Annotated in this window: 22 protein-coding genes, 1 tRNA gene and 1 pseudogene; 13 read left to right on the top strand and 11 right to left on the bottom strand. The window is 71.7% G+C overall.

Features of this window, described 5'->3' with window-relative positions; all coding sequences use genetic code 11:
• Positions 1 to 539: 539 nt before the first annotated feature.
• Positions 540 to 1,829: a DUF445 domain-containing protein gene (locus IH00_RS0122230; RefSeq protein WP_031076278.1), complete on the top strand. Its 1,290-nt coding sequence runs from the start codon at positions 540 to 542 to the stop codon at positions 1,827 to 1,829.
• A gap of 210 nt (positions 1,830 to 2,039) precedes the next feature.
• Here IH00_RS0122230 and IH00_RS0122225 read toward each other — a convergent pair whose 3' ends face one another.
• Positions 2,040 to 2,342, bottom strand: coding sequence for a hypothetical protein (locus tag IH00_RS0122225; RefSeq protein WP_031076276.1), 303 nt, complete (start codon positions 2,340 to 2,342; stop codon positions 2,040 to 2,042).
• A gap of 48 nt (positions 2,343 to 2,390) precedes the next feature.
• Positions 2,391 to 2,630: a hypothetical protein gene (locus tag IH00_RS0122220; protein ID WP_031076274.1), complete on the bottom strand. Its 240-nt coding sequence runs from the start codon at positions 2,628 to 2,630 to the stop codon at positions 2,391 to 2,393.
• A 162-nt stretch (positions 2,631 to 2,792) separates the two neighbouring features.
• Between IH00_RS0122220 and IH00_RS0122215 the strand changes: the two genes are divergently transcribed.
• Positions 2,793 to 3,419, top strand: a complete 627-nt coding sequence (locus IH00_RS0122215) for a hypothetical protein (protein WP_052411558.1) — start codon at positions 2,793 to 2,795, stop codon at positions 3,417 to 3,419.
• A 49-nt stretch (positions 3,420 to 3,468) separates the two neighbouring features.
• On the opposite strand, the gene IH00_RS0122210 is transcribed toward IH00_RS0122215, so the two are convergent.
• A complete protein-coding gene (locus tag IH00_RS0122210) occupies positions 3,469 to 6,624 on the bottom strand; it encodes a DEAD/DEAH box helicase (RefSeq protein WP_031076271.1) in 3,156 nt (1,051 codons plus the stop codon).
• Positions 6,625 to 6,755: 131 nt separating this feature from the next.
• Between IH00_RS0122210 and IH00_RS0122205 the strand changes: the two genes are divergently transcribed.
• Positions 6,756 to 7,868, top strand: a complete 1,113-nt coding sequence (locus IH00_RS0122205) for an MrcB family domain-containing protein (RefSeq protein ID WP_031076269.1) — start codon at positions 6,756 to 6,758, stop codon at positions 7,866 to 7,868.
• On the opposite strand, the gene IH00_RS0122200 is transcribed toward IH00_RS0122205, so the two are convergent.
• Entirely contained in the window at positions 7,865 to 8,308 is a 444-nt protein-coding gene (locus IH00_RS0122200; protein ID WP_031076267.1) for an excalibur calcium-binding domain-containing protein, read from the bottom strand. The two genes, IH00_RS0122205 and IH00_RS0122200, sit on opposite strands and share 4 nt — an antisense overlap.
• A gap of 197 nt (positions 8,309 to 8,505) precedes the next feature.
• Positions 8,506 to 9,522, bottom strand: coding sequence for an SEC-C domain-containing protein (locus tag IH00_RS0122195; protein WP_031076266.1), 1,017 nt, complete (start codon positions 9,520 to 9,522; stop codon positions 8,506 to 8,508).
• A 65-nt stretch (positions 9,523 to 9,587) separates the two neighbouring features.
• On the opposite strand from IH00_RS0122195, the gene IH00_RS0122190 reads away from it, so the two are divergent.
• The 4 genes and pseudogenes from IH00_RS0122190 (at position 9,588) to IH00_RS0122175 (ending at position 12,493) form a co-directional block, all read left to right on the top strand.
• Entirely contained in the window at positions 9,588 to 10,334 is a 747-nt protein-coding gene (locus IH00_RS0122190) for a class E sortase (RefSeq protein ID WP_031076264.1), read from the top strand.
• A gap of 32 nt (positions 10,335 to 10,366) precedes the next feature.
• Positions 10,367 to 10,683, top strand: a pseudogene (locus tag IH00_RS0122185) (DUF6412 domain-containing protein).
• A 106-nt stretch (positions 10,684 to 10,789) separates the two neighbouring features.
• Positions 10,790 to 11,518: a YidC/Oxa1 family membrane protein insertase gene (locus tag IH00_RS0122180; RefSeq protein WP_052411557.1), complete on the top strand. Its 729-nt coding sequence runs from the start codon at positions 10,790 to 10,792 to the stop codon at positions 11,516 to 11,518.
• 117 nt (positions 11,519 to 11,635) lie between these two features.
• Positions 11,636 to 12,493 (top strand): fumarylacetoacetate hydrolase family protein, encoded by an 858-nt coding sequence (locus tag IH00_RS0122175; RefSeq protein ID WP_031076259.1) that lies wholly within the window; start codon positions 11,636 to 11,638, stop codon positions 12,491 to 12,493.
• 118 nt (positions 12,494 to 12,611) lie between these two features.
• On the opposite strand, the gene IH00_RS0122170 is transcribed toward IH00_RS0122175, so the two are convergent.
• The 3 genes from IH00_RS0122170 to IH00_RS0122160 form a co-directional block, all read right to left on the bottom strand.
• Positions 12,612 to 12,977 carry a hypothetical protein gene (locus IH00_RS0122170; RefSeq protein ID WP_031076257.1) on the bottom strand — a complete coding sequence of 122 codons (366 nt, stop codon included), beginning with the start codon at positions 12,975 to 12,977 and terminating at the stop codon, positions 12,612 to 12,614.
• 133 nt (positions 12,978 to 13,110) lie between these two features.
• A complete protein-coding gene (locus IH00_RS0122165) occupies positions 13,111 to 13,593 on the bottom strand; it encodes a heme-degrading domain-containing protein (protein ID WP_031076255.1) in 483 nt (160 codons plus the stop codon).
• Positions 13,590 to 14,660 carry a Gfo/Idh/MocA family oxidoreductase gene (locus IH00_RS0122160; protein WP_031076253.1) on the bottom strand — a complete coding sequence of 357 codons (1,071 nt, stop codon included), beginning with the start codon at positions 14,658 to 14,660 and terminating at the stop codon, positions 13,590 to 13,592. Before IH00_RS0122160 ends, IH00_RS0122165 begins: the two co-directional genes overlap by 4 nt.
• A 56-nt stretch (positions 14,661 to 14,716) precedes the next feature.
• On the opposite strand from IH00_RS0122160, the gene IH00_RS0122155 reads away from it, so the two are divergent.
• The 6 genes from IH00_RS0122155 to IH00_RS0122130 all read left to right on the top strand — a co-directional run bounded on the left by IH00_RS0122155 (position 14,717) and on the right by IH00_RS0122130 (position 20,881).
• Positions 14,717 to 15,787 carry an ROK family transcriptional regulator gene (locus tag IH00_RS0122155; protein ID WP_031076251.1) on the top strand — a complete coding sequence of 357 codons (1,071 nt, stop codon included), beginning with the start codon at positions 14,717 to 14,719 and terminating at the stop codon, positions 15,785 to 15,787.
• Between the two features lie 421 nt (positions 15,788 to 16,208).
• Complete coding sequence (locus IH00_RS37595) at positions 16,209 to 17,195, top strand: hypothetical protein (protein ID WP_052411556.1); 987 nt, start codon at positions 16,209 to 16,211, stop codon at positions 17,193 to 17,195.
• Between the two features lie 330 nt (positions 17,196 to 17,525).
• Positions 17,526 to 18,305 carry an HAD-IIA family hydrolase gene (locus IH00_RS0122145; RefSeq protein ID WP_031076249.1) on the top strand — a complete coding sequence of 260 codons (780 nt, stop codon included), beginning with the start codon at positions 17,526 to 17,528 and terminating at the stop codon, positions 18,303 to 18,305.
• 113 nt (positions 18,306 to 18,418) lie between these two features.
• Positions 18,419 to 19,096, top strand: coding sequence for a hypothetical protein (locus IH00_RS0122140; RefSeq protein WP_052411555.1), 678 nt, complete (start codon positions 18,419 to 18,421; stop codon positions 19,094 to 19,096).
• 5 nt (positions 19,097 to 19,101) lie between these two features.
• Positions 19,102 to 19,761: a class F sortase gene (locus tag IH00_RS0122135; RefSeq protein ID WP_031076246.1), complete on the top strand. Its 660-nt coding sequence runs from the start codon at positions 19,102 to 19,104 to the stop codon at positions 19,759 to 19,761.
• A gap of 100 nt (positions 19,762 to 19,861) precedes the next feature.
• Positions 19,862 to 20,881 carry a glycoside hydrolase family 6 protein gene (locus tag IH00_RS0122130; RefSeq protein WP_031076244.1) on the top strand — a complete coding sequence of 340 codons (1,020 nt, stop codon included), beginning with the start codon at positions 19,862 to 19,864 and terminating at the stop codon, positions 20,879 to 20,881.
• A 122-nt stretch (positions 20,882 to 21,003) separates the two neighbouring features.
• Here IH00_RS0122130 and IH00_RS0122125 read toward each other — a convergent pair whose 3' ends face one another.
• The 3 genes from IH00_RS0122125 to IH00_RS0122115 form a co-directional block, all read right to left on the bottom strand.
• On the bottom strand, positions 21,004 to 22,956 hold the full coding sequence (locus IH00_RS0122125) for a radical copper oxidase GlxA (RefSeq protein WP_031076237.1): 1,953 nt from the start codon (positions 22,954 to 22,956) through the stop codon (positions 21,004 to 21,006).
• Positions 22,953 to 24,884 carry a glycosyltransferase family 2 protein gene (locus IH00_RS0122120; RefSeq protein ID WP_031076235.1) on the bottom strand — a complete coding sequence of 644 codons (1,932 nt, stop codon included), beginning with the start codon at positions 24,882 to 24,884 and terminating at the stop codon, positions 22,953 to 22,955. The genes IH00_RS0122125 and IH00_RS0122120 overlap by 4 nt, the downstream gene beginning before the upstream one ends.
• Before the next feature lie 450 nt (positions 24,885 to 25,334).
• A tRNA-Lys gene (locus tag IH00_RS0122115) sits at positions 25,335 to 25,408 on the bottom strand.
• Positions 25,409 to 25,457: the final 49 nt, after the last annotated feature.

Below are 25,457 nucleotides of genomic sequence, written 5' to 3'. Positions count from 1 at the left end.
GCTCCCGGCTCGAGGCCCGGGCCGCAGGCCCCGGGGTCGCCGAGCGCGAGTGCCGGAGCCGCCTCGGGCCGGAGGCGTCCCGGTCGCGGAGGCGGCGGGGCGGAGCCGGTTCCGGTTCCGGAGCCCAGTCTGGAGTGCCCTGGCCGCCCGGGCCGGGGGCTCTGCGGGCGCCGGCCGGCCGGTCCACGGGGCCACGGGCTCCTGGCGCCGCTCCGGTGCCGGGCTTGCTGCCCGGCCCCCCGGCGCCGCGCGGGGAGCCGGTCTCGCGGTGGGGCGGCAGCCCCCCCGGTGCCGCGCGGGGAGCCGGTCTCGCGCTGGAGCGCGCGGCTGCGCCGTCCGGCGGCCGGGACCGCCGCGAAGGCGGACGTACCCCCGTACCCCCGCCACGACCGCGGGGAGCGGGCCGTGGCCCCCGGCCCGAGCCCCGCCCTATGCGCTGCCGCCGGACATCATCCGGCAGGGACACGGGAACTCGGCGTGCGCCCCGGGAGTACCTGAGGTAGGGACCTGGGAGAGGACCTACGGACATGGTGGTGCGCATGAACCAGTCGAAGACCCCGCTCGTGGCGTTCTCGTACACGGCGGCGGACGAGGAGAAGCGCCGCGGTGTCCGCCGGATGAAACTCACGGCGACCGGCCTGCTCATCCTGGTGGCGGTGATCTACGTGCTGGCCACCTGGGCCCGCAACTCCGGCGTCGAAGGCTGGCCGGGCTACGTCGCGGCCGCGGCCGAGGCGGGCATGGTGGGCGCGCTGGCGGACTGGTTCGCCGTCACCGCGTTGTTCCGTCGCCCCCTCGGCCTGCCCATCCCGCACACGGCGATCATTCCGACGAAGAAGGACCAGCTGGGCGCCTCGCTCGGCTCGTTCGTCGGCGAGAACTTCCTCTCCGAGGGGGTCGTGCGCGCCCGGCTGCACGCCCTCGGCATCGGCGGCCGCCTCGGCGGCTGGCTCGCCGACCCGGCGCACGCCGACCGGGTGACGGCCGAGCTGTCGACGGCGCTGCGCGGCGCGCTGACCGTGCTGCGGGACGCCGACGTCCAGGCGGTGGTGGGCGAGGCGATCACCCGGCGGGCGGAGGCGGTGGAGATCGCGCCCGGGCTCGGCAAGACCCTGGAGAAGATCGTCGGCGACGGGGCGCACCACGGGGCCGTGGACCTGGTCTGCAACCGGGCCCACGACTGGCTGGTGCTGCACTCCGACTCGATCATGGACGCGGTGCAGGGCGGTGCGCCGGGCTGGACCCCGCGTTTCGTGGACCGCAAGGTGGGCGAGCGTGTCTACAAGGAACTGCTGCGCTTCGTCACGGAGATGCGCGACATGCCGGGGCACCCGGCGCGCGCGGCGCTCGACCGGTTCCTGACGGACTTCGCCGCGGACCTCCAGGGCGACACGGACACCCGGGCGCGGGTGGAACGCCTCAAGTCGGACCTGGTGGTCCGGCCGGAGGTGCAGGACGTCATCGCGTCGGCCTGGTCGTCCGTACGCGCCATGATCATCTCGGCGTCGGAGGACGAGCGGAGCGAACTGCGGCTTCGGGCCCGCGCCGCGCTGCTCTCGCTGGGGACGCGGCTGGCCGGCGACGACCGTCTGCAGGCGAAGGTGGAGGGGTGGGTCGAGGACGCGGCGGTGTACGTCGTCACGACGTACCGCGCCGAGATCACCTCGCTGATCAGCGAGACCGTGGCGAGCTGGGACGCGGACCAGACGTCGAAGAAGATCGAGGCCCACATCGGCCGCGACCTCCAGTTCATCCGTATCAACGGCACGGTGGTCGGTGCGCTGGCGGGCCTGCTGATCTACACGGTGTCGCACGTGCTGGGCGGCTGAGAGGGGCTCGGGCAACGAGGCGCGGACGGCTGCCGGGGCGCCGGCCGGGGGTAGCCGCCGGGCGGGGATCCGGGCCCTGCCGCCCGGGTCCCCGCCCAGCCGCTGTGGGGAGGTGCTGATTCATACGTACGTTGTCGGGGTGGTGTTCACACGGCTTCGGACGGGGTGGCCCGGCAGCCGGCGCAGGGGCGCGGCCCGCGCGTCCGGCGGTCAGCCGCTCCTGCGCCCGACCGCCCAGGACGCCGCGGCCATGCCGCCGGCGACGGAGAACACCGCGGGCCACGCCCCTACCTTCTTCGCCAGCGGGTGCGACCCGGCGAACGCGGCCACGTACACCGCGGTCAGTCCCGCCGCGGCCATGGCCCCGCTGCGGCGGTGCCACTCCCGTGCGGCGACCGCTCCCGCGGCCGCGAGCGCGACCCCGCCGAGGGGCCGCTTCCTGGTCCACCGCGCGACGGCGTACCCACCGACGAGTCCGCTCGCCGCCACGGCTGTTGCCGGAATCCTGGCCATCTTCCGCTGTCCTGCCTTCCGTACGCGTGTTCCTGCCTTGCCCCGAGGCTAACGCGGCGGGCGCGGACGTCTGCGCCGCGCCCGGACGAGGACGGCCACGCAGAGGGCGAGAGTGGTGCACAGGACGAGACCGCCGTACGTGTGCTCCGGCATCGTGCGCCGGACGTCGTCGGGCAGCAGCAGGGTGCCGCCGGTCACCAGGAGCGCCCCGGCGAGGGAGCACAGAACGCCGAGCAGGAGCCGGCGCAGCAGCCGGGCCGGAGGGGAGGGGAGGGGTCGTGGGGTCATGTCCTGATCCACCTGTCACGTGACGAGCGCCCGTACTGAGCGTGACGTCCATAGTGCACTGGGTGAAGCGTGGGGGCGGTGCAGGACCCTTCCTGCCATCACCCGGTAACAACCTCGCGCCGCACGGCATGGCGGCCCGTGTCGTACGGGCACGATCCGCACATGCCGACCCCCACGCCGCCCCACCGCTTCGCCGCGGACCCGCTCGTCGTCGCCCAGGACGGAGTCGCCACCGTCCACCAGCTCATGGACCTGGGCTGCGCGTCCTCCGCGATCGCGGCGCACTGCCGCCCACCGGGCCCGTGGCGCCGGCTGATGCCGCGCGTGATCCTGCTGCGGACCGCCGCCCCCACGATCCAGCAGCGCCTGCGCGGCGCCCTCCTGTACGCCGGTCCCGACGCCCTCCTGACCGGCCCGGCGGCCCTGGCGCTGTACGGGCTGGAGTCCGTACCGCGGCTCGGCTCGCACCCGGAGGTGGACGTCGTCGTCGCCCACCGGGCCGTCCCCCGCAGCCACGCCTACGTCCGCGTCCACCCCACCGTCCGCCCGGCCCTCCGCGTCCCGGTCCGGAACCTCGCCTGCACGCCCCTGCCGCGCGCGGTGGCGGACGCCCTCCCGCACCTCGCCGACCCGGCCTCCCTCGCCGCACTCCTGACGGAGGTCACCGAACGGGGGCTGTGCCGACCGGACGACGTGGCGGCCGAGGTCCGAGCCGCGGCGCCGGCCGGAGACCCGCGGGTGGCAGCGGTCCTGCGGCGGATCGTCGGACCTGAAGCGGGCTCGCTGTGAGGACCGGGCTCGGGACAAGGCTCAACGGGCCCCCGCACGTTCCTTGCCCTTACCCCGCAGCGATCGCCGAGTACGTGTACACGTCGGCCGGAATCTCATGGTGGAGCTCCCAGGTGATGGCCATCGGCTTGCTGCCCTTGTGCTCCACGTAGGTGGCGGGGCCGAGCAACATCCATGGCTGGGCGCTGCCGATGTCCGTGCTCTTGTAGCGGCGGACGAAGAGCAGGACATGGGTGCCCTCTGCGGCATGATGTTGGTAACGCAGTCCCGTCGGGGAGGTCTCGGAGGTTTGGTTCTGGGATTCCCAGTGAAAGCGAAACTCGTTGAGGGCGTAGTCGTGATAACGGGTCTGCGGGGAAAAGTCCTTCTCATCCTTCTCCAGAGTGATGAGGAGGGCATCCGTCCTGATGGACTCGCACCACCTCACGCCTTCCCGGAAGTGGCCTGGCATGAATCCGCCGATGAAGGACTGACCGAGCGCTGGGAGAATCTCCTCTCGGCTGTACGAGGCGTGCACCGTGAGGGGCAGATCCCCGTGTGCGCCCGGCAGCGGGATCGGGATGTGCTCCGTGTGGGCCAGGTTGTACGCCAGGACCTGGCGGAGCTCCTCCCGGAAGGCGCACTGGTCGCGCAAGGTAGCGAAACCCTCGTCATAGCTGGCGAAGCCCTTGCGGGTGGTGCCGCCGAGCGGCCAGAGCTGGAAGAACAGCATGCGGGCATAAGCCTGGCCTGAGGCGTCGAGGTCTTCGTACGCGGGAGCATTGTCCTCCAGCAGAAGCGTGTACGCGGCCACCCTTTGGGGATCGTCCACGTGCAGGAATGCCGGGACTCGCTTCAGCAACGCGGTCTCGTCCTCCGGCGCGTCACCCTTCAGCAGTCCGGCGCGCCGGAGGAGGCTCGTCCAGGAGTTGCCGTTGCCTCGGTAGAGCTCTTTGAGCTCACGGCCGCTCTCCGCTAGGTAGGGGTTGAGGTGCGGAATGGCGTATGCGGCTACCTCACGGGCAAGGGAGGTGACGTTGACGCCAATTTGGTCCTTGATGTTGGCGATGATCGCCTTCTTGGCCTTCTCCTCCAGGATGATCTGGCACCCCGAGGGCAACTGCGGGAAGTCGTTCTCCAGATGTGCCAGGAGTCGCTTGCGCGTGAGGTTGGTCAAGGCGCGGAACTGGTTCTCGAAGCGGAACTCCTTGCGGTGCTGGCCGATGAAGTCGAGAACGGTCAGCACCGCCTTGTTCTCACTGCGCCGCAGGCCGCGCCCCAGCTGCTGCAGGAAGACCGTGGCACTCGACGTCGGGCGCAGGAGAAGGAGGGTGTCCACGTCGGGGATGTCGAGTCCTTCGTTGAAGAGGTCCACCGAGAAGATCACTTGTAGTTGTCCGGTCCTCAGGTCCGCCAGAGCTTGCCGACGCTGATCGGGAGGGGTCTCCCCAGACAGCGCAATGGCTTTCAGCCCGGCGGCGCGAAAGAACTCCGCCATGAAGTGGGCATGGGCGACCGTGACGCAGAAGCCCAGCGCCCTCATGCTGCCCGGGTCGGCAATCTTCTCCTGCACTGACCTGACCACGAGCCGAGCTCGTGCCGCGTTCCCGGCGAGTACGTCGCCGAGCTGTGACGGGTCATAGCCACCGTGCTTCCACTGCACAGCGCTGAGGTCGGTGTTGTCGCTGATGCCGAAGTAGTGGAACGGACTCAGGAGATCATTCTCCAGCGCCTCCCACAGGCGCATCTCGGCGGCGATCCGTCCGTCGAAGAACTCATCCTGAATGTTCTTGCCGTCCATCCGCTCGGGCGTCGCTGTGAGTCCCAAGAGCTCCAAGGGCTGGAAGTGATCGATGATCTTCCGGTACGTCGGTGAGGTGCCGTGGTGGAATTCGTCGATCACGATGACGTCGAAGTGGTCCGGCGCGACCTTCTCCAGTGTCTCGCGCTTCAGCGACTGCACGCTCGCGAAGACATGCGCCCAACGCTCCGGAACGTCGCTGCTGTGGAATGGCTCACCGAAATTCGCGTCAGTCAATACGTCTTGGTACGTCCGCATCGACTGCTGCAAGATTTCCTTGCGGTGCGCCACGAAAAGCAACCGCAGAGTACGTCCGTGCCGCCGGCACAGCTGCTTGTAGTCGAGGGCGGCCATCACGGTCTTGCCGGTCCCTGTCGCGGCTACCAAGAGGTTGCGGTGACGGCCGTGAACGGCACGCTCCACCTCCAGTCGCTCCAGCATGTCGCGCTGGTACGGATACGGCCGTACCTCCAGTCCGGAGAGGGTGATGCGGGTCGAGGCCGACGATGGGGAGGGGCCCCCTGCGATGGTGAGCGCCTCGTCGAGTCGTGCGCCGTCACACTGGGGGTCGTACGTCTCGAAGGACGGATCACTCCAGTACGCGTCGAAGGTGCCCTCGAACTTGCGCAGGACGTCAGGGGTCGCGATGGAGGAGAGTCGGACGTTCCACTCCAACCCGTCCAGCAGCGCCGCCTTGGAGAGATTCGAGCTGCCGACGTACGCCGTGTCGTAGCCGGTGGTGCGGCGGAAGAGCCAGGCCTTGGCGTGCAAGCGCGTCGAGCGCGTCTCATAGTTGACCTTGACCTCGGCGTTGAACTCGTTGACGAGGCGGTCCAAGGCGCGCCGCTCGGTGGCTCCGATGTACGTCGTCGTGATGACCCGTATGCGTACCCCGCGCTGGCATGCCGAGCGTAGTGACTGCTCGATGATGCGCAGCCCGTGCCACTTCACAAAGGCGCAAAGGAGATCGACGTGGTCGGCCGTGGCGATCTCTGTCCGGAGTTCGAAGCCGAGGCTCGGGTCCTCGGGTGCGTTGGTCATCAGTGCCGTCTCGGACAGCGGGGTGGCCGGGCGGACCGCGTACACGCCGGGGGCTTCTTGGCGGGCCAGCGCGAGCAACTCACGGGGGCCGTCGGCCACGAGATCTACCCACTGCCGTGCACCGTCCAGCGTGCTGATGGATTCCAGGATGTGGTTGGCGGCGTGGACCCGCTCTTCAGGGGCGAGGCCCTGCAGGACGCGGCGCACCGTCTCGGCAACGTGCCTGGCCAATACGTGAGGCACCGACTCCGTTCCCACGGTGTCACTCACCTGATGCCAGCCGTCGTCGGCGATCTGTGCCAGTTGCCGCTCCAGGCGCATGGTGATCAGCTGCTCGTAGAGCCCCGCTGGCAAGGTGGATGATTCACTGCCGGCCTGAGGCATGAGTCGCTCCCGTTGCGTGCCTGAACCTTGCATGTGTTCTACCAAGCAGCCCGCGCGTCACTTGGTCACCGCATGGCTCGAAGTGATCGTGATCCTGTCACTGAGTGATCGACTTTGGTTAGCTTCTGTAGATGTCGCTACGTGACCTGCTCATACGCATCGGCGAGATCTACGAGCCTGACGGCAAAGCCTCCAGTGACCTCCCCGGCCACGCTCTGCTGTGGAGCGTGCAGAAGAGACAAGACCTGCCCTGGCCGCCCGGTTGCTTCGCCACGGGATACGGGGGACAAGGGAATGCCAGTCGGACGCCGTGGATTGGCGTGTTCGACCGGACCATCAACGAGAACCCCCACGAGGGCCTTTACCTCGCCTACATCTACAGCTCGGACCTCAGCGCGGTGACGCTGACGCTGCAACAGGGCGTAACGCACCTGAGCAAGCGGTACGGGAGAGGCGCAACCCTCCACCGCTACTTGATCACGCAGGGCGAGACCCTGAGAGGTGCCTTGCGTCCCACGCTGGCCGAGAAGTGGCGGGACACCCTGCACCTGCTCGTCGAGCCAAAGGACTGGCGCCCGCGTGCGTATGAGAAGGCCAACGTGGCCGCGCGGCGCTATGAGATGGCCAGCATGCCGTCGGATGACGAGCTGGCGGGCGACCTGAGGGAGGCGGTCCAGCTTCTTCAGGACGCTGCCGCGGTCGATCGCTTCTGGCTCCAACTCCCCAAGAGCGGCGACCCCGTCCTTGAGTACCCCCAACCTGAACACGGCGACCCCCTCAGCGGCTTCCAGCCCAAGAGCAGCAAGGGCTACTCCGTGGTCCTCAGGGGCGGCACCGCTGAGCGGAAGCAAGAGCATGAGGCGCTCGTCCTGAGATTCGGGCACCATGCGCACGCCCGCGGATACAGCCCCATCACCGTGGGGGTGCACCCCCGGGACCTCGTCCTGCGCCACCAAAGCCGGCCCGATCACGAGTGGCTGGTGGAAGCCAAGACGGTCATCGCGGGCAAGGAGTATCTCGCCGGTCGTGAGGCCGTGGGGCAACTCTTCGAATACCGCCATGTGCACTACGAGCGGGCGGGGAAGACCGCGCCGCATCTACTCGCCCTCTTCACCCGCGACATCGGTGACTACGCCGACTATCTGGAGACCCTCGGCATCGCGTCCGTCTGGGAGCGACCAGATGGCTGGGGCGGATCACGGCTCGCTTCCGAATGGAAGTTGACGACCACGGAAGCCGACTAGCCGTTGTCGCACCCCACCCCGTCGTTGTCGCGGTCCAGGTGGCGGCCGTAGCCGGGCTCCCCGCGGTGGACCGGGGCGGCGCCGGCGGCGCGGGCGTCGGCGCAGTTGCCGTAGGAGACTGCCGCGCCGCCGCTGTCTGAACCGCCGCCGGTCGAGGAGTCGTTGGCCGCGGCCTGCCGGGTCACCGTCGCGGTCGCCGTCACCGTGGCGGTGGTGGTGACCGTCGGTACGGGGGCGGCCGCGGGCGTCGCCGTCACCGTGGCCGTGGCCGTCACGGTGGGGGCGGGCACCGGCTTGGCGGCCGCCGGCTTCGCGGGGTCGCCCGACCCCAGGGCACCACAGCCCGTGCCGATCAGGAGGAGCAGCAGACCTCCTGCCCACACGCGCTTCATGCGGTGCAGGGGCCGAGTCGCGGGCGGCTGCTGGTACGGGTTGCTCATCGGCACACGTCTCCCTCACACAGGGACTGGAGCTGTGTGGGGGAACAGAAGCCAGTCAGACGGCGGTAGTTCACGGTGAAACTACTGCACGCACAGGGCGAAGGGGAGGCGAACGGTCCATTTGACCCCGCTCCGCCCGGCCCCGCCCCGCCCCGCCCGGTTCGGCTGGGGCGCGCGGCCCCAGCCGAACTCGCGCCCTACGGCTGCGCCGTCCCGTGGCAGTCGCCGTACGCCGCCCCCGAGCCGCACCAGCACGGGGCCGTGCGGGGCGGGGGCCACGGGACGGCGCGGCCGCGGGCGGCGAGGGTGGTGGCGTACTGGGGGAGCAGCGCCGGGTTCGACGGGGACGTGGCCTCGGAGGCGGCGAAGGCCTCGTACGAGGGGACCGTGCCCTGGACGATGCCGAGGTTCGGGGTGCCCGCGGCCGCGAGTTCGCGCAGCGAGGCCTCCAGATCGGTCAGGTGCGCCGCGTGCGTCGGGTACTCCGACTCCAGCTCCGGGTAGGCGGCCAGCAGTTCGTCCAGCTCGTCGGCCGGCCAGAGCAGGACCGCCACCGGGAACGGCCGCGAGAGAGCCGTGCGGTACGAGCCCAGCTCGCTGCGCAGCCGTGCGATCTCGGCCCGGAGCTCGGCCGGGTCGTCGGAGCCCAGGGCCCACAGCCGCTTGGGGTCGTGGAGTTCGTCCAGCGGGACGGCGCCCCTGTGGAGGCGGTCGGCCAGGACGTCCCAGTCGTCGTGCCGCAGCCCGAGCAGGCGCCGTACGCGGTGGCGGCCCATGAGCAGCGACTGCGACGGGTAGGGCACCTCGTCGTCGGGCGACGGGAGCAGAGTGGTCACGGCGGCGCTGAAGGTCGCCTCGGACGCCTCCAGCTCGTCGTGGGCCTCCAGCGTCTCCGCGACGATCTCCCACGTGGCCGCGTCCGCCGGGGTCGCGGTCCGCAGGCCGTCGATGATGATCCGGGCCTCGGCCTCGTGCCCGTACTCCCACAGGTTCGCGGCCTTGAGCGCCTTGATCAGGTGTGGGTTCTCCGGCGGCGGGGCGTCTGCGGTGAGCAGGTCGTCGTACAGCGTCGTCGCGCGGTCGCGGGCGCCGGCCAGCTCCAGATGGGCGGCCGCCCGCAGGAGCAGCGGTTCGCGGTCCTCCGGGTACTGCGCCGCGGTGCGCAGCAAACGCTCGGCTTCGGTGATGTGGTCGGCAGGCGTGTCGGGGCGCATGGTGGACACCGTACTGCTGTACGGCGGGTCTGGTGGGTTGTCGGGGGAGCGCCTATGGTGCCGGCGTGCGTCGCCAGAGGCGGTCGAGGGTGGTGGTCCTCCGCGTCCTGTGGGTGGGGGCCGAGCTCGCGGTCACGGTCGGGCTGGTGCTGCTCCTGCTCGTGGTGCACCAGCTGTGGTGGACCAACCGGCAGGCCCGCGCCGGCGCCGAGCGGCAGGTGCGAGCCCTGGAACGCGAGTGGAGTGGCGCGCGGCAGGACGGGCCGGTGCCTCCCGCGCCCACCGCACCGCCCACCGCCCCCGGGGCCGCACCGCCTTCCGCCAAAAGCCGCGCACCGGCGTCCGCACCGGCAGCGACGCCCGCACCCGCACCTGCCGCGCCGCGGGAGGCGTACGCGCTCCTCCGCATCCCCTCCCTCGGCCTCGTCGTCCCCGTCGGCCGCGGTGTCAGCAGGCGCGGCGTCCTCGACAAGGGGTACGCCGGGCACTATCCCGGCACCGCCGGTCCCGGCGGGGCGGGGAACTTCGCCCTCGCCGGGCACCGCAACGCGCACGGCGAGCCCTTCCGCCGCGTCGACCGGCTGCGGCCCGGGGACGCGATCGTGGTGGAGACGCGGGACGCCGTCTACACGTACGCGGTCGACCGCACCCTGCCGCGGACAACGCCCCGCGACACCGCCGTCATCGCCGCCGTACCGAAGGGGTACGACGAACCGGGCCACTACGTGACGCTCACCACCTGCACGCCCGAGTACAGCTCCGCGTACCGCCTCGTCGTCTGGGGGAAACTCCGTGCGATGCGGCCGCGTTAGAGTGCAGAGGACGAAGGAAGGGGGGAGGACCCATGAGCGGGATCGCCGCACGGCTGCTGCTGTGGAGCGGGCTTGCCGGTTTCCTCTTCCTCCTCCTCGCCGGGGGCCTGTACGGAGAGGGCGGGGCCCTGTCCGCCGCCGTCGCGCTCGCCGCCGTCGGTTCCGCGCTCGTCGCGTGCGCCGTCATCGCCGCGCGCTGCGTGCCCGCCGTACCGCCGACCCGGGTGCGGACCGCCATCCGCGACCGCGAGCAGCGCACGGCCTTCCTGCCGCTGCGCGATCCCGACGCACCGGGGCGCAGCCGGCCCCGGGCGCCCGGCAGCCGTCCGTCGTGACGGCTGCCGCGTAGTCCGCACAGGCCCGCGCACCTTCGCGGGGTCTTCGTTCCGCGCGGTTCCGTCCTGCCGAGATCGCTCCGTTCCGGTACGACGAGACCCCCGGAGGGCTCCCTTCCCATGTCTGTTTTCGCCTCGCTGGTCGAGCAGCTCGCCGACCTGCTCCAGCCGTTGTTCCGCGGCTCCGCCACCGCCGCCGCGATCGTCCTGTTCACCGTGCTCGTACGGCTGGCCGTCCATCCGCTGTCGCGGGCCGCCGCGCGCGGGCAGAAGGCCCGGATGCGGCTGGCCCCGCGCGTCGCCGAGCTGCGCAGGAAGTACGCCGCCAAGGACCCGGAGCGGCTGCGGCGGGCCGTGCTGGAGCTGCACGCCCGGGAGAAGGTGTCGCCGCTCGCCGGATGCCTGCCGAGCCTGCTCCAGGCGCCGGCGTTCTTCCTGATGTACCAGCTCTTCTCGGGCGGCGGCATGGCCGGGCACACGCTGTTGGGCGCCCCGCTCGGCGGGCGCTGGACCCAGGCCCTCGCGGACGGCGGGCCCTTCGGGGCGGCCGGACTCGTGTACGCGGGGCTGTACGTGATCGTCGCCGCGGTCGCCACGTACACCTACCGGCGCACCCGGCGGGAGATGGCCGGCTCGGAGCTGCCCGGAGCCCGGCTGATGCCCCTGCTCTCCTTCGGGACGCTCGTCACCGTCGCGGTGGTGCCCCTCGCCGCCGGTCTGTACGTGGTCACGAGCGCGGTGTGGACCGCGGGGGAGCGGGCGTACCTGTACCGGGACGTGTACGGGGACGGGCCCCGGGACACCGGGCGGAACGGCCGCCGCTCCGCCCGCCCGGTTACCGGCTCGTAAAGGTCCACTGGGTGAACGCGGTCTTGCCCGATGGTCCCCGGCCTTGGAGGATCAGCCAATCCTGACGATGGCCGCACTCCATCGGCCGGGGCCTACCTCGACCACCGGGAGAAGACCATGAAGCTGCTGCGCGTCGGTACGGCGGGCGCCGAGCGCCCCGCGCTGCTCGACCGGGACGGGGTCCTGCGGGACCTGTCGGCGCTCGTCCCCGACATCGACGGGAACCTGCTCTCCGACGCGTCCGCGCTCGACCGGGTGCGGGCCGCCGGCGGGGCGGGCGTGCTGCCCGCCCTCGACCCGGCCGGGCTGCGGATCGGACCGCCGGTGGCCCGTATCGGCAAGGTCGTCTGCATCGGGCTGAACTACCACGACCACGCCGCCGAGGCCGGCGCGGCGACGCCCACCGAACCGGTGGTCTTCCTCAAGGCGGCCGACACGGTCGTCGGCCCGGACGACACCGTGCTCGTGCCCCGCGCCAGCCGCAAGACGGACTGGGAGGTCGAGCTCGCGGTGGTCATCGGGCGCACGGCCCGCTACGTGGAGTCCGCGGAGGCGGCGCTGGGGCACGTGGCGGGGTACGCGGTCGCGCACGACGTCTCCGAGCGCGAGTTCCAGATCGAGCGCGGCGGCACCTGGGACAAGGGCAAGAACTGCGAGACCTTCAACCCGCTCGGACCCTGGCTCGTGACGGCCGACGAGGTGCCGGACCCGCAGGCGCTGTCGCTGAAGCTGTGGGTCAACGGCGAGCTGCGGCAGGACGGCACGACCGCCGACCAGATCTTCCCGGTCGGGGAAGTCGTGCGGTACGTCAGCCGGTTCATGACCCTGTACCCGGGCGACGTCATCAACACCGGTACGCCGGCGGGCGTGGCCATGGGCCGGCCGGAGCCGAAGCCGTACCTGCGCGCCGGTGACGTGGTGGAGCTGGAGATCGAGGGGCTCGGGCGCCAACGGCAGGAGCTCAAGGACGCGTGACCCGCGGCCGCGTGCCGCAGGGCGTGGCCGCGCAGCCCCTTCCGGCGGAACCGGCTGCAGGACGAGCGTACGAACGGGCCGCCCCTCCCGGCGGGAGGGGCGGCCCGTCGCCGTGGGGTCAGGACAGCAACCGCACCTTCTCGGCGCGGTCCTCGAGCTTGACGCACTCCGTGTACGGGTTCGGGTCGCCGTGCCGCTCCCGGCACTTCCAGCGGGCGTCGTCGGCGTGGACGACCACGACCTTGCGGTGGTCGTCGTGGGTGGCCTTCAGATAGGCCTCGGCCACGCGGTGGGCGGTGCCGCAGGCGGGGCTTCCCTTCGTGGTCAGCGCGATGACCTGCAGGCCGTTGGACGCCTGCCCGCAGTCCACCGACGTGACGGCCGGACCGGGACCGGTGGCCGTCGCCGTGGAGGGGACGGCTGCCAGGGTCAGCAGGGTGGCGCTGCCCGCGAGGGCGACGGCGGCTGCTCCGATGGAGCGCATGACTGCCTCCTTCCGGCGCGCTTCGGCGAGGTGTGATCGCACGCCTTCTCGACCGTAGGGCCGACCGGGTGATGCAGCGACCTCGCACTGCTCCGAACGGGTGAACCGTCCGGCCCGGGCGACCGGCCCGGTGTCACCCGTCCGCGAGGAAGCGCTCCAGCGCCTCCACCACCAGTGCGTGGTCCTCCACCTGCGGCAGGCCCGAGACCGTCACCGTGCCGATGACGCCGGCGCCCTCCACCGTGAGGGGGAAGGATCCGCCGTGGGCCGCGTACCGGTCGGGGTCCAGGCGGGAGTCCGTGTCGAAGTCCTTGCCCTTCGCCCGGAAGCGGGTGCCGACGAGGAGGGAGCTCTCGGCGTACCGCTCGACGACGCGGCGCTTGCGGTCGATCCAGGCGTCGTTGTCCGCGCTGGAGCCGGGCAGCGCCGCGTGGAAGAGCTGCTGCGGGCCGCGCCGGACGTCGATCGCGACCGGCGCCCGCCGCTCCCGGGCCAGCTCGACCAGGAGCGTGCCGAGCCTCCAGGCGTCGTCGTACGTGAAGCGGGGGAGCGTGAGGCGGGCCTGCTGCTCCTCCAGGGCGGCGATGTCCTGAGCCGTGGACGGGGGAGTGCTCACAGCGTCACCGCCACGCCCTCGCGCGCCGAGCGGCGCGCCGCCTCCAGGACGTCGAGCGCCGCGGCGGCCTCATGGGCCGTGACCGGCGGTGGCGTCCCCTCGCGCAGGGCACGCGCCACACCCGCGTAGTACGCCGGGTAGTCGCCGGGAAGGGTCTCCACCGGCACTCCGCCACCCGTCACGGGCGACTCGCCCGCACCGAGGCGCCCCCACGCCGCCTCCGGCTCGACGCCCCACGGCGCGTCCGCGGACGGGCGCAGGCCCTCGCGCAGCGCCGCCTCCTGCGGGTCGAGGCCGTACTTGACGTAGCCCGCCCGCGAGCCGAGCACCCGGAAGCGCGGGCCGAGCTGGGCGGCCGTGGCGCTGACGTACAGGTGGGAGCGGACGCCGCCGGCGTGCGTCAGCGCGATGAACGTGTCGTCGTCCGCCTCCGCGCCGGCCCGGCGTACGTCGGCCTCGGCGTACACGCGCACGGCCGGGCCGAACAGCACCAGCGCCTGGTCCACGACGTGGCTGCCCAGGTCGTACAGCAGCCCGCCGATCTCCTCCGGGGCGCCCGATTCGCGCCAGCCGCCCTTGAGCTGCGGCCGCCACCGCTCGAAGCGTGACTCGAAGCGCTGCACCTCGCCGAGCTCGCCGCGCTCGACCAGCGAGCGGAGGGTGAGGAAGTCGTTGTCCCAGCGGCGGTTCTGGAAGACGGACAGGAGCAGGCCCCGCTCCTCGGCGAGCGCCGCGAGCCCGCGCGCCTCCGCCGCCGTGCCGGCGACCGGCTTGTCCACCACGACCGGGAGCCCGGCCTTCAGGGCGGCGGTCGCGACGGGGACGTGCGTCTTGTTGGGGGAGGCGATGACGATCAGGTCGAGCTCGCCGGCGCGCGTCCACAGCTCGTCCGCGGACGCGGCGACGCGGACGCCCGGGAACGCGGTGCGCGCCTGTTCCCGGCGCTCCGGGTTCGCGGTGACGACCGTGTCGAGGACCAGGCCCTCGGTCGCGGCGATCAGGGGGGCGTGGAAGACGGAGCCCGCGAGGCCGTAGCCGACGAGTCCGACGCGCAGCGTTCCAGTCATGCACCCCACTTAAGCAACGCTGTTGCCAAAGTGCAAGCACACGCGACAATGGGTCCGTGAACATCGACACGGGGGCGAACCTGCCGGCGCTGCGCAGCCACAACGCGGCCCTGCTGCTCAACCTGCTGCGCCAGGCGGGCGCGGACGGGGTCAGCCGGCTGGAGCTCGCCGAGCGCACCGGCCTCACCCCGCAGGCCGTCAGCAAGATCACCGCCCGGCTGCGGGCGGAGGGCCTCGCCGCCGACGCGGGGCGCCGCGCCTCCACGGGCGGCAAGCCGCGTACCGTGCTGCGGCTGGTGGCGGGAGCCGCCCACGCCGTCGGGCTGCACCTCGACCGCGACGAGCTGACCGTCGTACGGGTCGACCTGGCGGGCACCGTCGTGGGGACGCGCGGCGTCCCGATGGACCTGGGCGCCGGCGTCGAGGCGGTGCTGGAGACGGTGACGCGGGAGGTGTCGGGCCTCCTGGACGGGTCGGTGCTCGGCGTCGGCGCCGCCATGCCCGGGCCGCTCGACCACACCGCCGGCGTGCCGCACCGCGTGACCGGATTCCCCGAGTGGGACGGCTTCCCCTTGCGCGACGCGCTCGCCGAGCGGCTGCGCCTGCCGGTCGTCCTCGACAAGGACACCAACGCGGCCGCCTTCCGGATCGCCGTGCAGGGCCGGGGCGGTGAGTCGTTCGCCTACCTCCACCTCGGTACGGGCCTGGGGGCCGGCCTCGTCCTCGGCGGCACGCTGTACCGGGGGCCGCGCACGGGCGCGGGCGAGTTCGGACACCAGACCGTGCGGCTCGACGGCGAGCCCTGCGGTTGCGGCGCCCGCGGCTGCCTGGAGGCGCTCTGCCTGGCCGCCGTCGCACGCGGCGACCTCGACGAGGCGGCCCGCGTGCTCGGCGTCGGCGCCGCGAACCTGGTGGGCCTCCTCGACATCGACCGCGTCCTGCTGGGCGGCCGGGTCGTCACGGGCGCGACGCGGCCCTTCGTCCGGGGCGTGCGCGCCGTCCTCGAGGAGCGCGCCCGGCGCGAAGGCGACGGGGCGCCCGTGCCGGTGGCGCTCGCGGAGGACGGTGACCACCCGGTCGCGGAGGGCGCCGCGCTGCTCGCCCTGGCCCCGATGTTCGGCCTCTGACCGCGGCGCGCGCCCCGGGGACCGGACCCTGGGAGCTCGCGGACCGCGGGTCCCGATCCCGGGAGCCCGTGCCCTGAGGGGGTGCGGTCGCGGGAGCTCGTGCCCTGCGGGGGCCCGGATCGCGGGAGCTCGCGCCCCAGCAGGTCACGCAGCCCGTGAGCTCTCGCGCCGCAGGAGGTCCCGGCACCGGGTAGCGCCCGCCCCGCGGGGTTTCGGCACCCGCCGGCAGCCGGGCCGGCCCCGCGGCCGGTCCCGAGGAGCAGGTACATACCGCTCGCCCGGGCGCGCGGGGGAGTCGGCCGATCGGGCGGTTCCGTGCCGCCGGACGGCGGGTGCCGGAGGCCCTCCCGGTGGGCGGGCGCCGGGACGTGGGAGGTTCTCGGGGCACGATCGTCCGCGCCCCGCCGAAGGTGCCTGCCTCATGCGACTGCGTACTGCCCTCGCCGCCGGAGCCACGCTGACCGCGCTCGCCCCGGCGGCGCTGACGGGTGCGGCCACCCCCGCGGTGGCCGTGACGGCGGATTCGGCGCGCGGCCCCGCCGGACCCGCGGCCTCCTCGGCGGCCCCGGTCGCCGGGGGCGGGGCCGACACCTCCGGCGGCACGGAGACCATCGCCGTACCGGGCCGTCAGCCGACCTGCGGGAACCCCACCGACACCGCCTTCCCGATCCGTACGCGCATCACGGGCGGGCCCACCGCCTACGTTCCCGGGGGCGGGTTCGGGACCTGGCGCGTCGAGCTGACCAACACCACCAGTCGCGCGTGCGGCAACATCCACCCGGTGATCGTCTTCACCGACCGCAGCCAGAGCCTCCAGCCCTCCCAGATCCAGCTGGAGTTCTACGACGGCGAGGACCCGACCACCGGGACGGACGGTACGGGCAGGACGGAGGGGACGGACGGTACGGAGGGGATGGAGGGGACGGAAGGTGTTGACGGGACCGGGGCGACCGCCCCGCGGACCGCGCAGCCGGGGCAGAGCGGCGGGCGCCCGCACCCCGTGACCGTCGAGCGGACCGACCGCAACGAACTCGTCGGCGTCCTCGACGACGGCTTCCCGGGCTACACCGTCCCGCCCGGTCGCACCGTGACCGTGCCCGTGCGACTCGCCTTCACCTCCGACACCCGGCCCGACGAGGTCACCGCCAACGCCGCGATCGTGCAGCGCCGCGGTGACGACGGCGACTGGGTGGGCGAGTCCGGCGACTACCGCTTCACCGTCCGGGCCGAGGAACGGCCGCCGGCCACCGACGGGTCCGCGAGCCGTCCCCCCGCCCCCGGTGTCGCCGAGGAGCTGCCCAGGACGGGCCTGGACGCGCTCATCCTCGCCGGGGCCTCGGCCGTCGCGTTCGCCCTCGGCGCCGGGGCCCAGCTGCTGGTGGGCCGCCTGCGGGCCCGCAAGGGCTGACACGCGGGGCGGAGACAGGGGGGGCTGGTACGGGGGCCTGTACAGGGGCCGCCCACGGGTGCGTGCGAGAGCTGACGCAAGGGTCGGCACAAGAGCCGATGCGAGGGTCGGCACAAGAGCCGATGCGAGGGTCGGCGCCAGAGCCGACGCGAGGGCCGGCACCCGGACCTGACCGCGAGCTTCCGTTTCCCGGCACCGGGGCAGGCAACCAGTACCGCGTGATCGACGGGGTGAAGATCACCGCATCGTGACTACCCTGGGGGCGTCGCCACAGTGCTGTCGCGGCGCCCCAGCACTCACGCACCACCTGTACGGCAGGAGTCCCGCCCCATGGCAGAGCGCAAGCCGATCGAATCCTGGCTCACCGACATGGACGGCGTCCTCATCCACGAGGGCGTGCCCATCCCCGGCGCCGATGCGTTCATCAAGAAGCTGCGGGACACGGACAGGCCCTTCCTCGTCCTGACCAACAACTCCATCTACACCGCCCGGGACCTGCACGCCCGGCTGGCCCGGATGGGCCTGGACGTCCCCGTCGAGAACATCTGGACCTCCGCCCTGGCCACCGCGCAGTTCCTGGACGACCAGCGGCCCGGCGGCACCGCGTACGTCATCGGCGAGGCGGGCCTGACCACCGCGCTGCACGACATCGGCTACATCCTGACCGACCACGACCCGGACTACGTCGTGCTCGGCGAGACCCGCACGTACAGCTTCGAGTCCCTCACCAAGGCGATCCGGCTGATCAACGCGGGCGCCCGGTTCATCTGCACCAACCCCGACGAGACCGGCCCGTCCGCCGAGGGCCCGCTGCCCGCCACCGGCTCGGTCGCCGCGCTCATCACCAAGGCCACCGGCAAGGACCCGTACTTCGCCGGCAAGCCCAACCCGCTGATGATGCGCACCGGGCTGAACGCCATCGGCGCCCACTCCGAGACCAGCGCCATGATCGGCGACCGGATGGACACCGACGTGCTGGCCGGCCTGGAGGCGGGCATGGAGACCTTCCTCGTCCTGACCGGGCTGACGACCCCGGCCGACGTGGACCGCTACCCCTTCCGCCCCTCCACCGTGGTGGACTCGATCGCCGATCTGGTCGACCGGATCTGACCCTTTCTGCGCCCATCCGCGCAGGTCAGGCGCAGTGCTCCGCCGGATGGCCGTCCCCTGGAGATGCGAAAAGCGGCGACACGAGTGAATCTTCGAGTACCAGGAGGTTCACGATGCGTTCAAGGCTCCTAGCTCTCCGTGCCGCAGGGGCGGCCGTCCTGCCGGCTGTCGTGCCGGCGGCCGTACTGGCGCCCGTACTCGTCCTCGCGCCGGCCGCCGGCCCCGCCCACGCCGGGGAGGAGGACCCGGCGTACCACCACGCCAGGGTGACGGCCATGGTGCTCCCGGCGGCCGTCCAGCCCGGCGGCGACGTCGACATCCGCGTCTCCGGCTGCAAGCACGACCACGGCAACGTCCGGTCGAAGGCCTTCGTCACCGACGCCGAGCTGTCCGCCCACGACGGTCACGGCAAGCCCCTGCACGGTGACACCACCGTCAAGTCCCACCTCGCCCCCGGTACGTACGACGTCACCGTCCACTGCGACGGCCGCGACCACCGCGACGCCGGTCTCGTCCACGTCGTCCACCGCACCCCGCCCACCCCCGTCGCACCGGTACGCGCCGGTGGCGGCGGCACCGCGGACCTGGCCGCCGACCCCGCCCCGGCGCCGAGGCTGGCCGACGCCCCCAGCGTCGCCGACGGCATCGTCGGCGCCGGGGAAGGCGGGCCCGGCACCCCGCACACCGTGATCGGCCTCGTCCTGGCCGGCGTGGCCGCCGTCGCCGTGGCGTTCCGCAGCGCGCGGCTGCGCCGCCACCGCCGTACGGACCCGGGTCACGGCGCGGACTGACCGCGATGGCCGCGAAGGAGCGCCCGGCCGGCACCGGGCGGCTGTTCACCGGCCTGGCCTGGGCGCTGCTCCTGCTCGGCCTGTGGCTGTGGGGCAAGGACATCACCGGGGCCTCCGGCGGACAGGACGCCCCCGCCACCGGCGACGCGGCAGCCGTCGGCGCGCTCGGCGTACCGCTGCCCCCGGCCCACCCGCCGCTGGAACCGGTGGCGCCCCGGCACGTGGAGGTGCCGTCCCTGGGCATCACGGCGCCGGTCGTCCCGCGCGGCCTGGACGACACCGGTGCCATAGACCCGCCGCCGTACGGGCAGCCGCACACCGTCGGCTGGTTCGGCACCGGCACCAAGCCCGGCGCGGACGGCGCCGCGCTCCTCGTCGGCCACGTCGACACGGAGACCAGACCGGCCGTCTTCTACGGGCTGAGCTCCGCCCGCCCCGGCGAACACGTCCTGGTGGCCCGGACCGACGGCTCGGTCGCCGAGTTCACCATCGACGACGTCCAGGTCTTCGCCCGGCACGAGTTCGACCCGCACAAGGTGTACGGACCACGCCACCCGGGCCGTGCCGAGCTACGCCTGATCACCTGCGGCGGCACCTTCGACCGCGCCACCGACGCCTACACGGCGAACGTCGTCGTCTCCGCGTACCTGACCGGGGCCCGCTGATCAGCGCACGGCCGGTGTGTCAGGATGGATTCGACCGGGCTTGTCCGGGGCAGGGGCGCCTGGGGGGTGGCCCCGTAGACAGTGCACCAAGGGGGAGTGGATGTACGGCAGTTGCACCGGGCGTGCGCGCGCGGGAGCGCTCGCGGTGGGAGCGGCCTGGGCCCTGCTGCTGACGGGGTGTTCCTCCTCGGACGGCACGAAGGAGTCGCAGGGATCGCCGCCGGTCAGTCAGCAGCCCAAGAACATCGACCCGTTCTGGGTCAATCCGGACACCAAGGCCGCGCAGGCGCTCGCCAGTCATCTGCGCAAGGGCGACGCGAAGAACGCCGAGCTGATCAGGAAGATCGCCTCCCAGCCGGTGGGCGCGTGGGTGGGGTCCGAGAATCCCGAGCAAGAAGCCCGCGGCTACACCGAGGCGGCCGCCAAGGCCGACCGTGACGCGGTCCTCGTCCTCTACAACATTCCCCACCGTGACTGCGGCCAGCACTCCGCGGGCGGCGCCGCCGACGGCAACGCCTACCGGGACTGGCTGGACAAGGTCGCCAAGGGCATCGGCGACCGGCCGGCCACCGTGATCCTGGAGCCGGACGCCGTGATGCACATGGTGGACAACTGCACCGACGCCCAGTACCACGAGGAGCGGTACGACCTGCTCAGGGGCGCCGTCGAGCGGCTGAAGCAGCAGCCGCGCACCAAGGTCTACCTGGACGCGGGCAACGCCGGCTGGGGCAAGCCCGACCAGATCCACGAGCCGCTGCAGCGGGCGGGCATCGCGCGCGCCGACGGCTTCGCGGTGAACGTGGCCAACTTCCAGACCACCGAGGCCAGCAAGGAGTACGGCAAGAAGGTCTCGGCGAAGGCCGGCGGCAAGCCGTTCGTCATCGACACCAGCCGCAACGGCAACGGGCCGTACACCGGCGGCGACCCCGCCGAGAACTGGTGCAACCCGCCGGGCCGCGCGCTCGGTGAGACGCCCACCACCGACACCGGCGACCCGCTGGTCGACGCGTACCTGTGGATCAAGCGCCCGGGCGAGTCGGACGGCGACTGCAAGGGCGGCCCGAAGGCGGGCGACTGGTACCCGGAGTACGCCCTGGAGCTGGCCCGCAACACCAAGTAGGACGTGCGGCACGCGCAGGACGTGCGGCACCGGGAAGGACGTACGCCGAAGGGCCCCGGCAGCAGCCGGGGCCCTTCGGCGTGTCGTTCAGCGTGCCCTTCGGGCCGTCCGCGGCGTCGGGGTCACGGGACCTCGACCCAGACCGCCTCCGACGGCGTGCCCTTGTCGTCGGTGACGAAGAGCATGTACCAGCCGGACGGCACCAGGGAACGGTTCTTCGGCACGGTCACCTCGATGCCGTCCGCCGTCTTCTCCACCTCCAGCGCGATCGACCGCTGGTCGACGTCCGTGACGTGCGTGACGGCGCTCGGCCGCATCAGCTTGGCCGTGGTGATCTTCGCGGCGTCCGGTGTCTTGAAGACCCCGCTGCCGCCGCGCTCGATGCTCTCCGGCCCGGAGGTGATCCGCGGCCGCGCGTCGCGGTACAGGTACGGCGGGGTGTAGATCTCGATGCGCTGCTCGAAGACGCCCGGCTTGGTGTTGGCGTCGTCGGCGAAGAGCGAGTCCGAGCCGAAGATCATCACGCGGCCGTCGGGCAGCAGCACGGACCCGGAGTGGTAGTTGCGGCCCACCTGCGGATCGGCGACGCGCGTGTACCGGCCGCTCTTCGGGTCGTACGTGCGGGCCTCCAGGACGTTGGAGCCGCTGCGGCCGCGGTAGTCCTCCGAACCGCCGGTCACCAGCACGCTGTCGTCGGGCAGCAGCGAGGCGCTGGGGTAGCGGGTGCCCTTGTCGAGGGAGGCGCCGTCCCGGAAGCGGGGGTTCGGGTCCTTGAGGTCGATCAGGCGGGACTTCTCGCTGGACTCCTGGGACTCGCCGACCCCGCCACCGCCGATGACCATGAACTTCTGGTCCTGCGCGGGCGGCAGCATGACGGTCGCGGACGTCTCCATCCGGTCCGCGTCGCCCAGGCCCGGGATCTTGGTGAACTTGTTCGTCTCCAGGTCCCATATACCGGGGTCGCGGCCGACGTCGGCCGGCCCGTACCCGGCGTTGGAGCCCGAGTAGAAGAGCTTGCCGTTGTCCATGAGGAAGATCGCCGGGTACGTCGGGAAGCGGCGCTCGAACCCGGTGTACTCCCAGGTCTTGGTCTTCGGGTCGTAGATCTCGTCCTTGCCGGGGACGATCTGCCCGATCTCGTCCAGACCGGAGAGGGCGAGGACCTTGCCGTCCTTGAGCGTGGTCAGCGTCGGGTACCGGCGCGCCTCGTTCATCGGGTCGACCTTGATGTACTTCTCGGCGACCGGGTCGAACTCGAAGGCGTCCTTGATGCCCTGGAAGTCCTTCTTGTCGAGGGCGAGCTTCTGCGCCATGCCGTAGACGTTGCGGGCGTCCTTGCCGGTCAGGCCGAGGACCTTGTAGTTGTCCTCGGTGCCGGTCTCGTACTCCTTGCCGGACTTCTCCGCCTCCACGTAGATGCGGCCGAGGCCCGGCTCGGTGCCCAGGAAGCGTCCGGTGGCCTTGTCGTAGAGCTTCTTCGCCTTCTCCACCAGGACCGGGTCCTTGGAGACGAACGTCTTGCCGTTGGCCTTGCCGGTGAAGCGGGTGCCCGCGGGCAGCGTGATCGGCTTGTCCGGGTCCTCGTTGTGGACGATCATCAGGCCGCCGGCCTTGGTGACGTCACCCTTGAGCTTCTCGTACCGCTTGGTGCCGCCCGCGACGAGCAGCTTGCCGTCGGGCAGCTGGGTGTGCCCCGCGCAGAACATGTCCTTGGGGGTCTCGATCATCTTGAACTTGTTCGTCTTCGGGTCCCACAGGACCGACTCGAACTTGTTCGCGTCGAAGTTCTTCTGGTTGTTGCCGGAGCCCGCGATCAGCAGGACCTTGCCGGTGTGCAGCAGGGCCGCGTGGATGGTGTTGATGCGGAACTCGGAGGGGACGTCGAGGAAGTCCCAGTGGCCGTTGGCGGCCTTGTACTCCGGCTTGTTGATCTTGTAGTCGTGGTACTTCTCGGAGCCGTACCGGTACAGGGCCGGCCCGTTGAACCCGGCGACCACAGCAACCACCGCCGTGCCGATCAGGATGCGACGGGCACGGTTCCTCCGGTGGTTCGGCCGGACGGGCAGGCTGCTCATTTCTTGGTTCCCCCAAGGGCGATCTGCATGGTGTCGTTCTGCTCGGCCCAGCTGGGCCCGGCCTGGGGCGCGTGGTCCACGGCCGGTGCGGGCGCGGGCTGCGGCGGCTGTCCGCCGCGGTGCCGGGCCGGGCGCTTCTTCTTCTCCTCGCGCAGCATGTGCCGCCAGACGAAGATCGGCGTCGCGGTGATCAGCGTGGCGAAGGAGGCCCAGATGATCATCGCGGGGTGGGAGTGCCCGAACACGAAGCCGGCGACGATGGAGGCACCGAAGATCCCGATGAAGTACCAGTGGTACCGGAAGGTCCCGAACCACCTGTCCGGGCTCGCCGAGTCGCCCTTGGGGGTGACCACGAACTTGCTCTTGCGCCGGAGGGCGGAGTCGATCAGTGCCTTGGCGTACAGCGGCGCGGACAGCGCGGACATGAGCATGCCGGCCACACCGCCGGACCCCTCGGGCTCGTGCGGGGAGACGTTGTGGCGGCGGTTCCAGACGTACAGGCCGATCTGGAGCGCGGAGGCGTTGCCGTAGAGCATCAGCCACACGGTCGGGTCGATGTTCACACCCGAGGCACCCAGACCCAGGAACAGCGCGCAGCTCAGCGCCGCGAGGATCCAGTTGAGGGCCGACATCGGGTAGAAGATGATCATCATCGTGTAGTTGAAGAGCTTGCTCGGCGGCAGCGAGTACCAGCCCTTCCAGTACTGCTTGAGGATCGTCTCGTACGTGCCGCGGGACCAGCGCATCTGCTGGGTGAAGAAGTCCGTCCAGGCGCTGGGGCCCTCGCCGACCGCAAGCACGTCCGGGGTGTAGACCGAGCGCCACTTGTTGCCCGTCGCCGGGTTCTTGTGGCGGTGGATCTCGAAGCCCGTCGCCATGTCCTCGGTGATCGAGTCGTACAGGCCGCCGATCTGCTTGAGCGCCTTGATGCGCACGGCGTTCGACGTGCCGACGAACATCGGCGCGCCGTAGCGGTTGCCGGCGCGCTGGATCAGCGCGTGGAAGAGGAACTGCTGCGACTCGGCGGCCTTGGTGACGAAGTTGTCGTAGTTGCCGTAGACCTGCGGGCCGATGACGAAGCCGATGTCCGGGTCCCGGAAGAAGCCGAGCATCCGCTCCAGGTAGTTCGGCAGCGGCACGTGGTCGGTGTCGACGGAGGCGAAGAAGTCGTAGTTGTCGCCGTGCGCGTCGAGCCAGGCGTTGTAGTTGCCGTGCTTGGTCTTGGCGCGGTGGGCGCCGGTCGCCTGGTTCCACTTCGCGATGCCCTTGCGGGAGAAGTGGTGCACGCCCAGGCGCTCGCAGACGGCCTTGACCTCCGGGTCGTCGCCCTCGTCGAGCAGCCAGACGTGCATCAGGCCGCGGTGCCGGATCTTGACGGCGGCCTCCAGTGTCTTCGTCACCATCTCCAGGGGCTCCTTGCCCGGGACGAAGGAGGTGAGGAAGGCGACCCGGGTGCCGGACTCCGGCACGACCGGGACCGGGTCGCGGGCGACCAGCGTCGCGTGTGCGTTCGACAGCACGTTCATGCAGCGGAAGAACTCGATCAGTCCGATCGAGACGAGCATCACGACGTCGAGGGCGGGCAGCCAGTCGAAGGCGGGGTAGTCGCGCTCGGTCCAGTGCGACGGCTGCAGCAGCCAGACCAGCAGCACCAGCGACAGCACCGGCGCGGCGGCGAGCATCAGCGCGACGCGGATGCGGTGGGGCTCCTGGGATATGAGCGAGCGGTACTGCACCGTGTACGGCTTGTTCGGGTCCGGCTGGGTGAGGGGCCCGGCCAGCCTGCTGTAGTGCTCGTAGTCGTAGCGCGGCAGCGGCTTGGGCGTGCGCTGCCGGGCACCACCGGTCCGGAGCTGCGGGGGAACCCGAAGCTGAGTGGTCCGGGATGGGTCGTTGTCCTGCCGGGCGCCGGTCGGCGTCGACGTCATGAGTCATCCCCCCGCACGCATACTGGCTGCGTGATTGGTCGTGTTTCGTTCCACGCCCGGACCGTGCTGTCCCCCTCGACCGGCACGTCCTGGCGTATCAATGGCGGCCACCGTTTCCACAGACATGAAACGGAGACCTTCCGGTTGCATGATGCCTGGCGCGTGATCGGCTTGTGAACGGGGCCCCCACCCCATCGATCCCGTCACCTGCGCCCCGCCCCCCTGCGCCGCGTCGGGCGTGGGAGGGGGCTTCCGCAAACCGCCCCCAACTGTGCGAGCTTCTTGCCCCATTGGGGGGCATCGGCTCCAGGATAGGCTCTACGAGCCATGTCTTGATCGCAAGGTCGAAACGCCGTGCGCACGTGCGCCCGCGCGGTGTCCGGCGGCCCCTTGTGCGTGGTGGTACGGCCGAGGCCCCCTCACCTGTGGTGAGGGGGCCTCGGCCTCGCGTGCGCCGCCAGGGACTCGAACCCCGGACCCGCTGATTAAGAGTCAGCTGCTCTAACCAACTGAGCTAGCGGCGCCTGCTGACCTGCACAACTCTACCGGACGCCCGGGGGTGGTCCTGACCAT

The sequence above is a fragment of the Streptomyces sp. NRRL S-118 genome, assembly GCF_000716335.1.
Lineage (GTDB): Bacteria > Actinomycetota > Actinomycetes > Streptomycetales > Streptomycetaceae > Streptomyces.
This window is presented reverse-complemented; position numbering and strand designations above follow the sequence as displayed.

Coding starts and splice junctions, on each gene's coding strand:
- IH00_RS0122215 (WP_052411558.1), top strand. CDS start 2,793: ATGCCGACCCCCACGCCGCCCCACCGCTTCGCCGCGGACCCGCTCGTC.
- IH00_RS0122160 (WP_031076253.1), bottom strand. CDS start 14,660: ATGACTGGAACGCTGCGCGTCGGACTCGTCGGCTACGGCCTCGCGGGC.
- IH00_RS0122180 (WP_052411557.1), top strand. CDS start 10,790: ATGTCTGTTTTCGCCTCGCTGGTCGAGCAGCTCGCCGACCTGCTCCAG.
- IH00_RS0122170 (WP_031076257.1), bottom strand. CDS start 12,977: ATGCGCTCCATCGGAGCAGCCGCCGTCGCCCTCGCGGGCAGCGCCACC.
- IH00_RS0122145 (WP_031076249.1), top strand. CDS start 17,526: ATGGCAGAGCGCAAGCCGATCGAATCCTGGCTCACCGACATGGACGGC.
- IH00_RS0122210 (WP_031076271.1), bottom strand. CDS start 6,624: ATGCCTCAGGCCGGCAGTGAATCATCCACCTTGCCAGCGGGGCTCTAC.
- IH00_RS0122130 (WP_031076244.1), top strand. CDS start 19,862: ATGTACGGCAGTTGCACCGGGCGTGCGCGCGCGGGAGCGCTCGCGGTG.
- IH00_RS0122220 (WP_031076274.1), bottom strand. CDS start 2,630: ATGACCCCACGACCCCTCCCCTCCCCTCCGGCCCGGCTGCTGCGCCGG.
- IH00_RS0122200 (WP_031076267.1), bottom strand. CDS start 8,308: ATGAGCAACCCGTACCAGCAGCCGCCCGCGACTCGGCCCCTGCACCGC.
- IH00_RS0122135 (WP_031076246.1), top strand. CDS start 19,102: ATGGCCGCGAAGGAGCGCCCGGCCGGCACCGGGCGGCTGTTCACCGGC.
- IH00_RS0122120 (WP_031076235.1), bottom strand. CDS start 24,884: ATGACGTCGACGCCGACCGGCGCCCGGCAGGACAACGACCCATCCCGG.
- IH00_RS0122225 (WP_031076276.1), bottom strand. CDS start 2,342: ATGGCCAGGATTCCGGCAACAGCCGTGGCGGCGAGCGGACTCGTCGGT.
- IH00_RS0122230 (WP_031076278.1), top strand. CDS start 540: ATGAACCAGTCGAAGACCCCGCTCGTGGCGTTCTCGTACACGGCGGCG.
- IH00_RS0122205 (WP_031076269.1), top strand. CDS start 6,756: ATGTCGCTACGTGACCTGCTCATACGCATCGGCGAGATCTACGAGCCT.
- IH00_RS0122195 (WP_031076266.1), bottom strand. CDS start 9,522: ATGCGCCCCGACACGCCTGCCGACCACATCACCGAAGCCGAGCGTTTG.
- IH00_RS0122125 (WP_031076237.1), bottom strand. CDS start 22,956: ATGAGCAGCCTGCCCGTCCGGCCGAACCACCGGAGGAACCGTGCCCGT.
- IH00_RS37595 (WP_052411556.1), top strand. CDS start 16,209: ATGCGACTGCGTACTGCCCTCGCCGCCGGAGCCACGCTGACCGCGCTC.
- IH00_RS0122140 (WP_052411555.1), top strand. CDS start 18,419: ATGCGTTCAAGGCTCCTAGCTCTCCGTGCCGCAGGGGCGGCCGTCCTG.
- IH00_RS0122175 (WP_031076259.1), top strand. CDS start 11,636: ATGAAGCTGCTGCGCGTCGGTACGGCGGGCGCCGAGCGCCCCGCGCTG.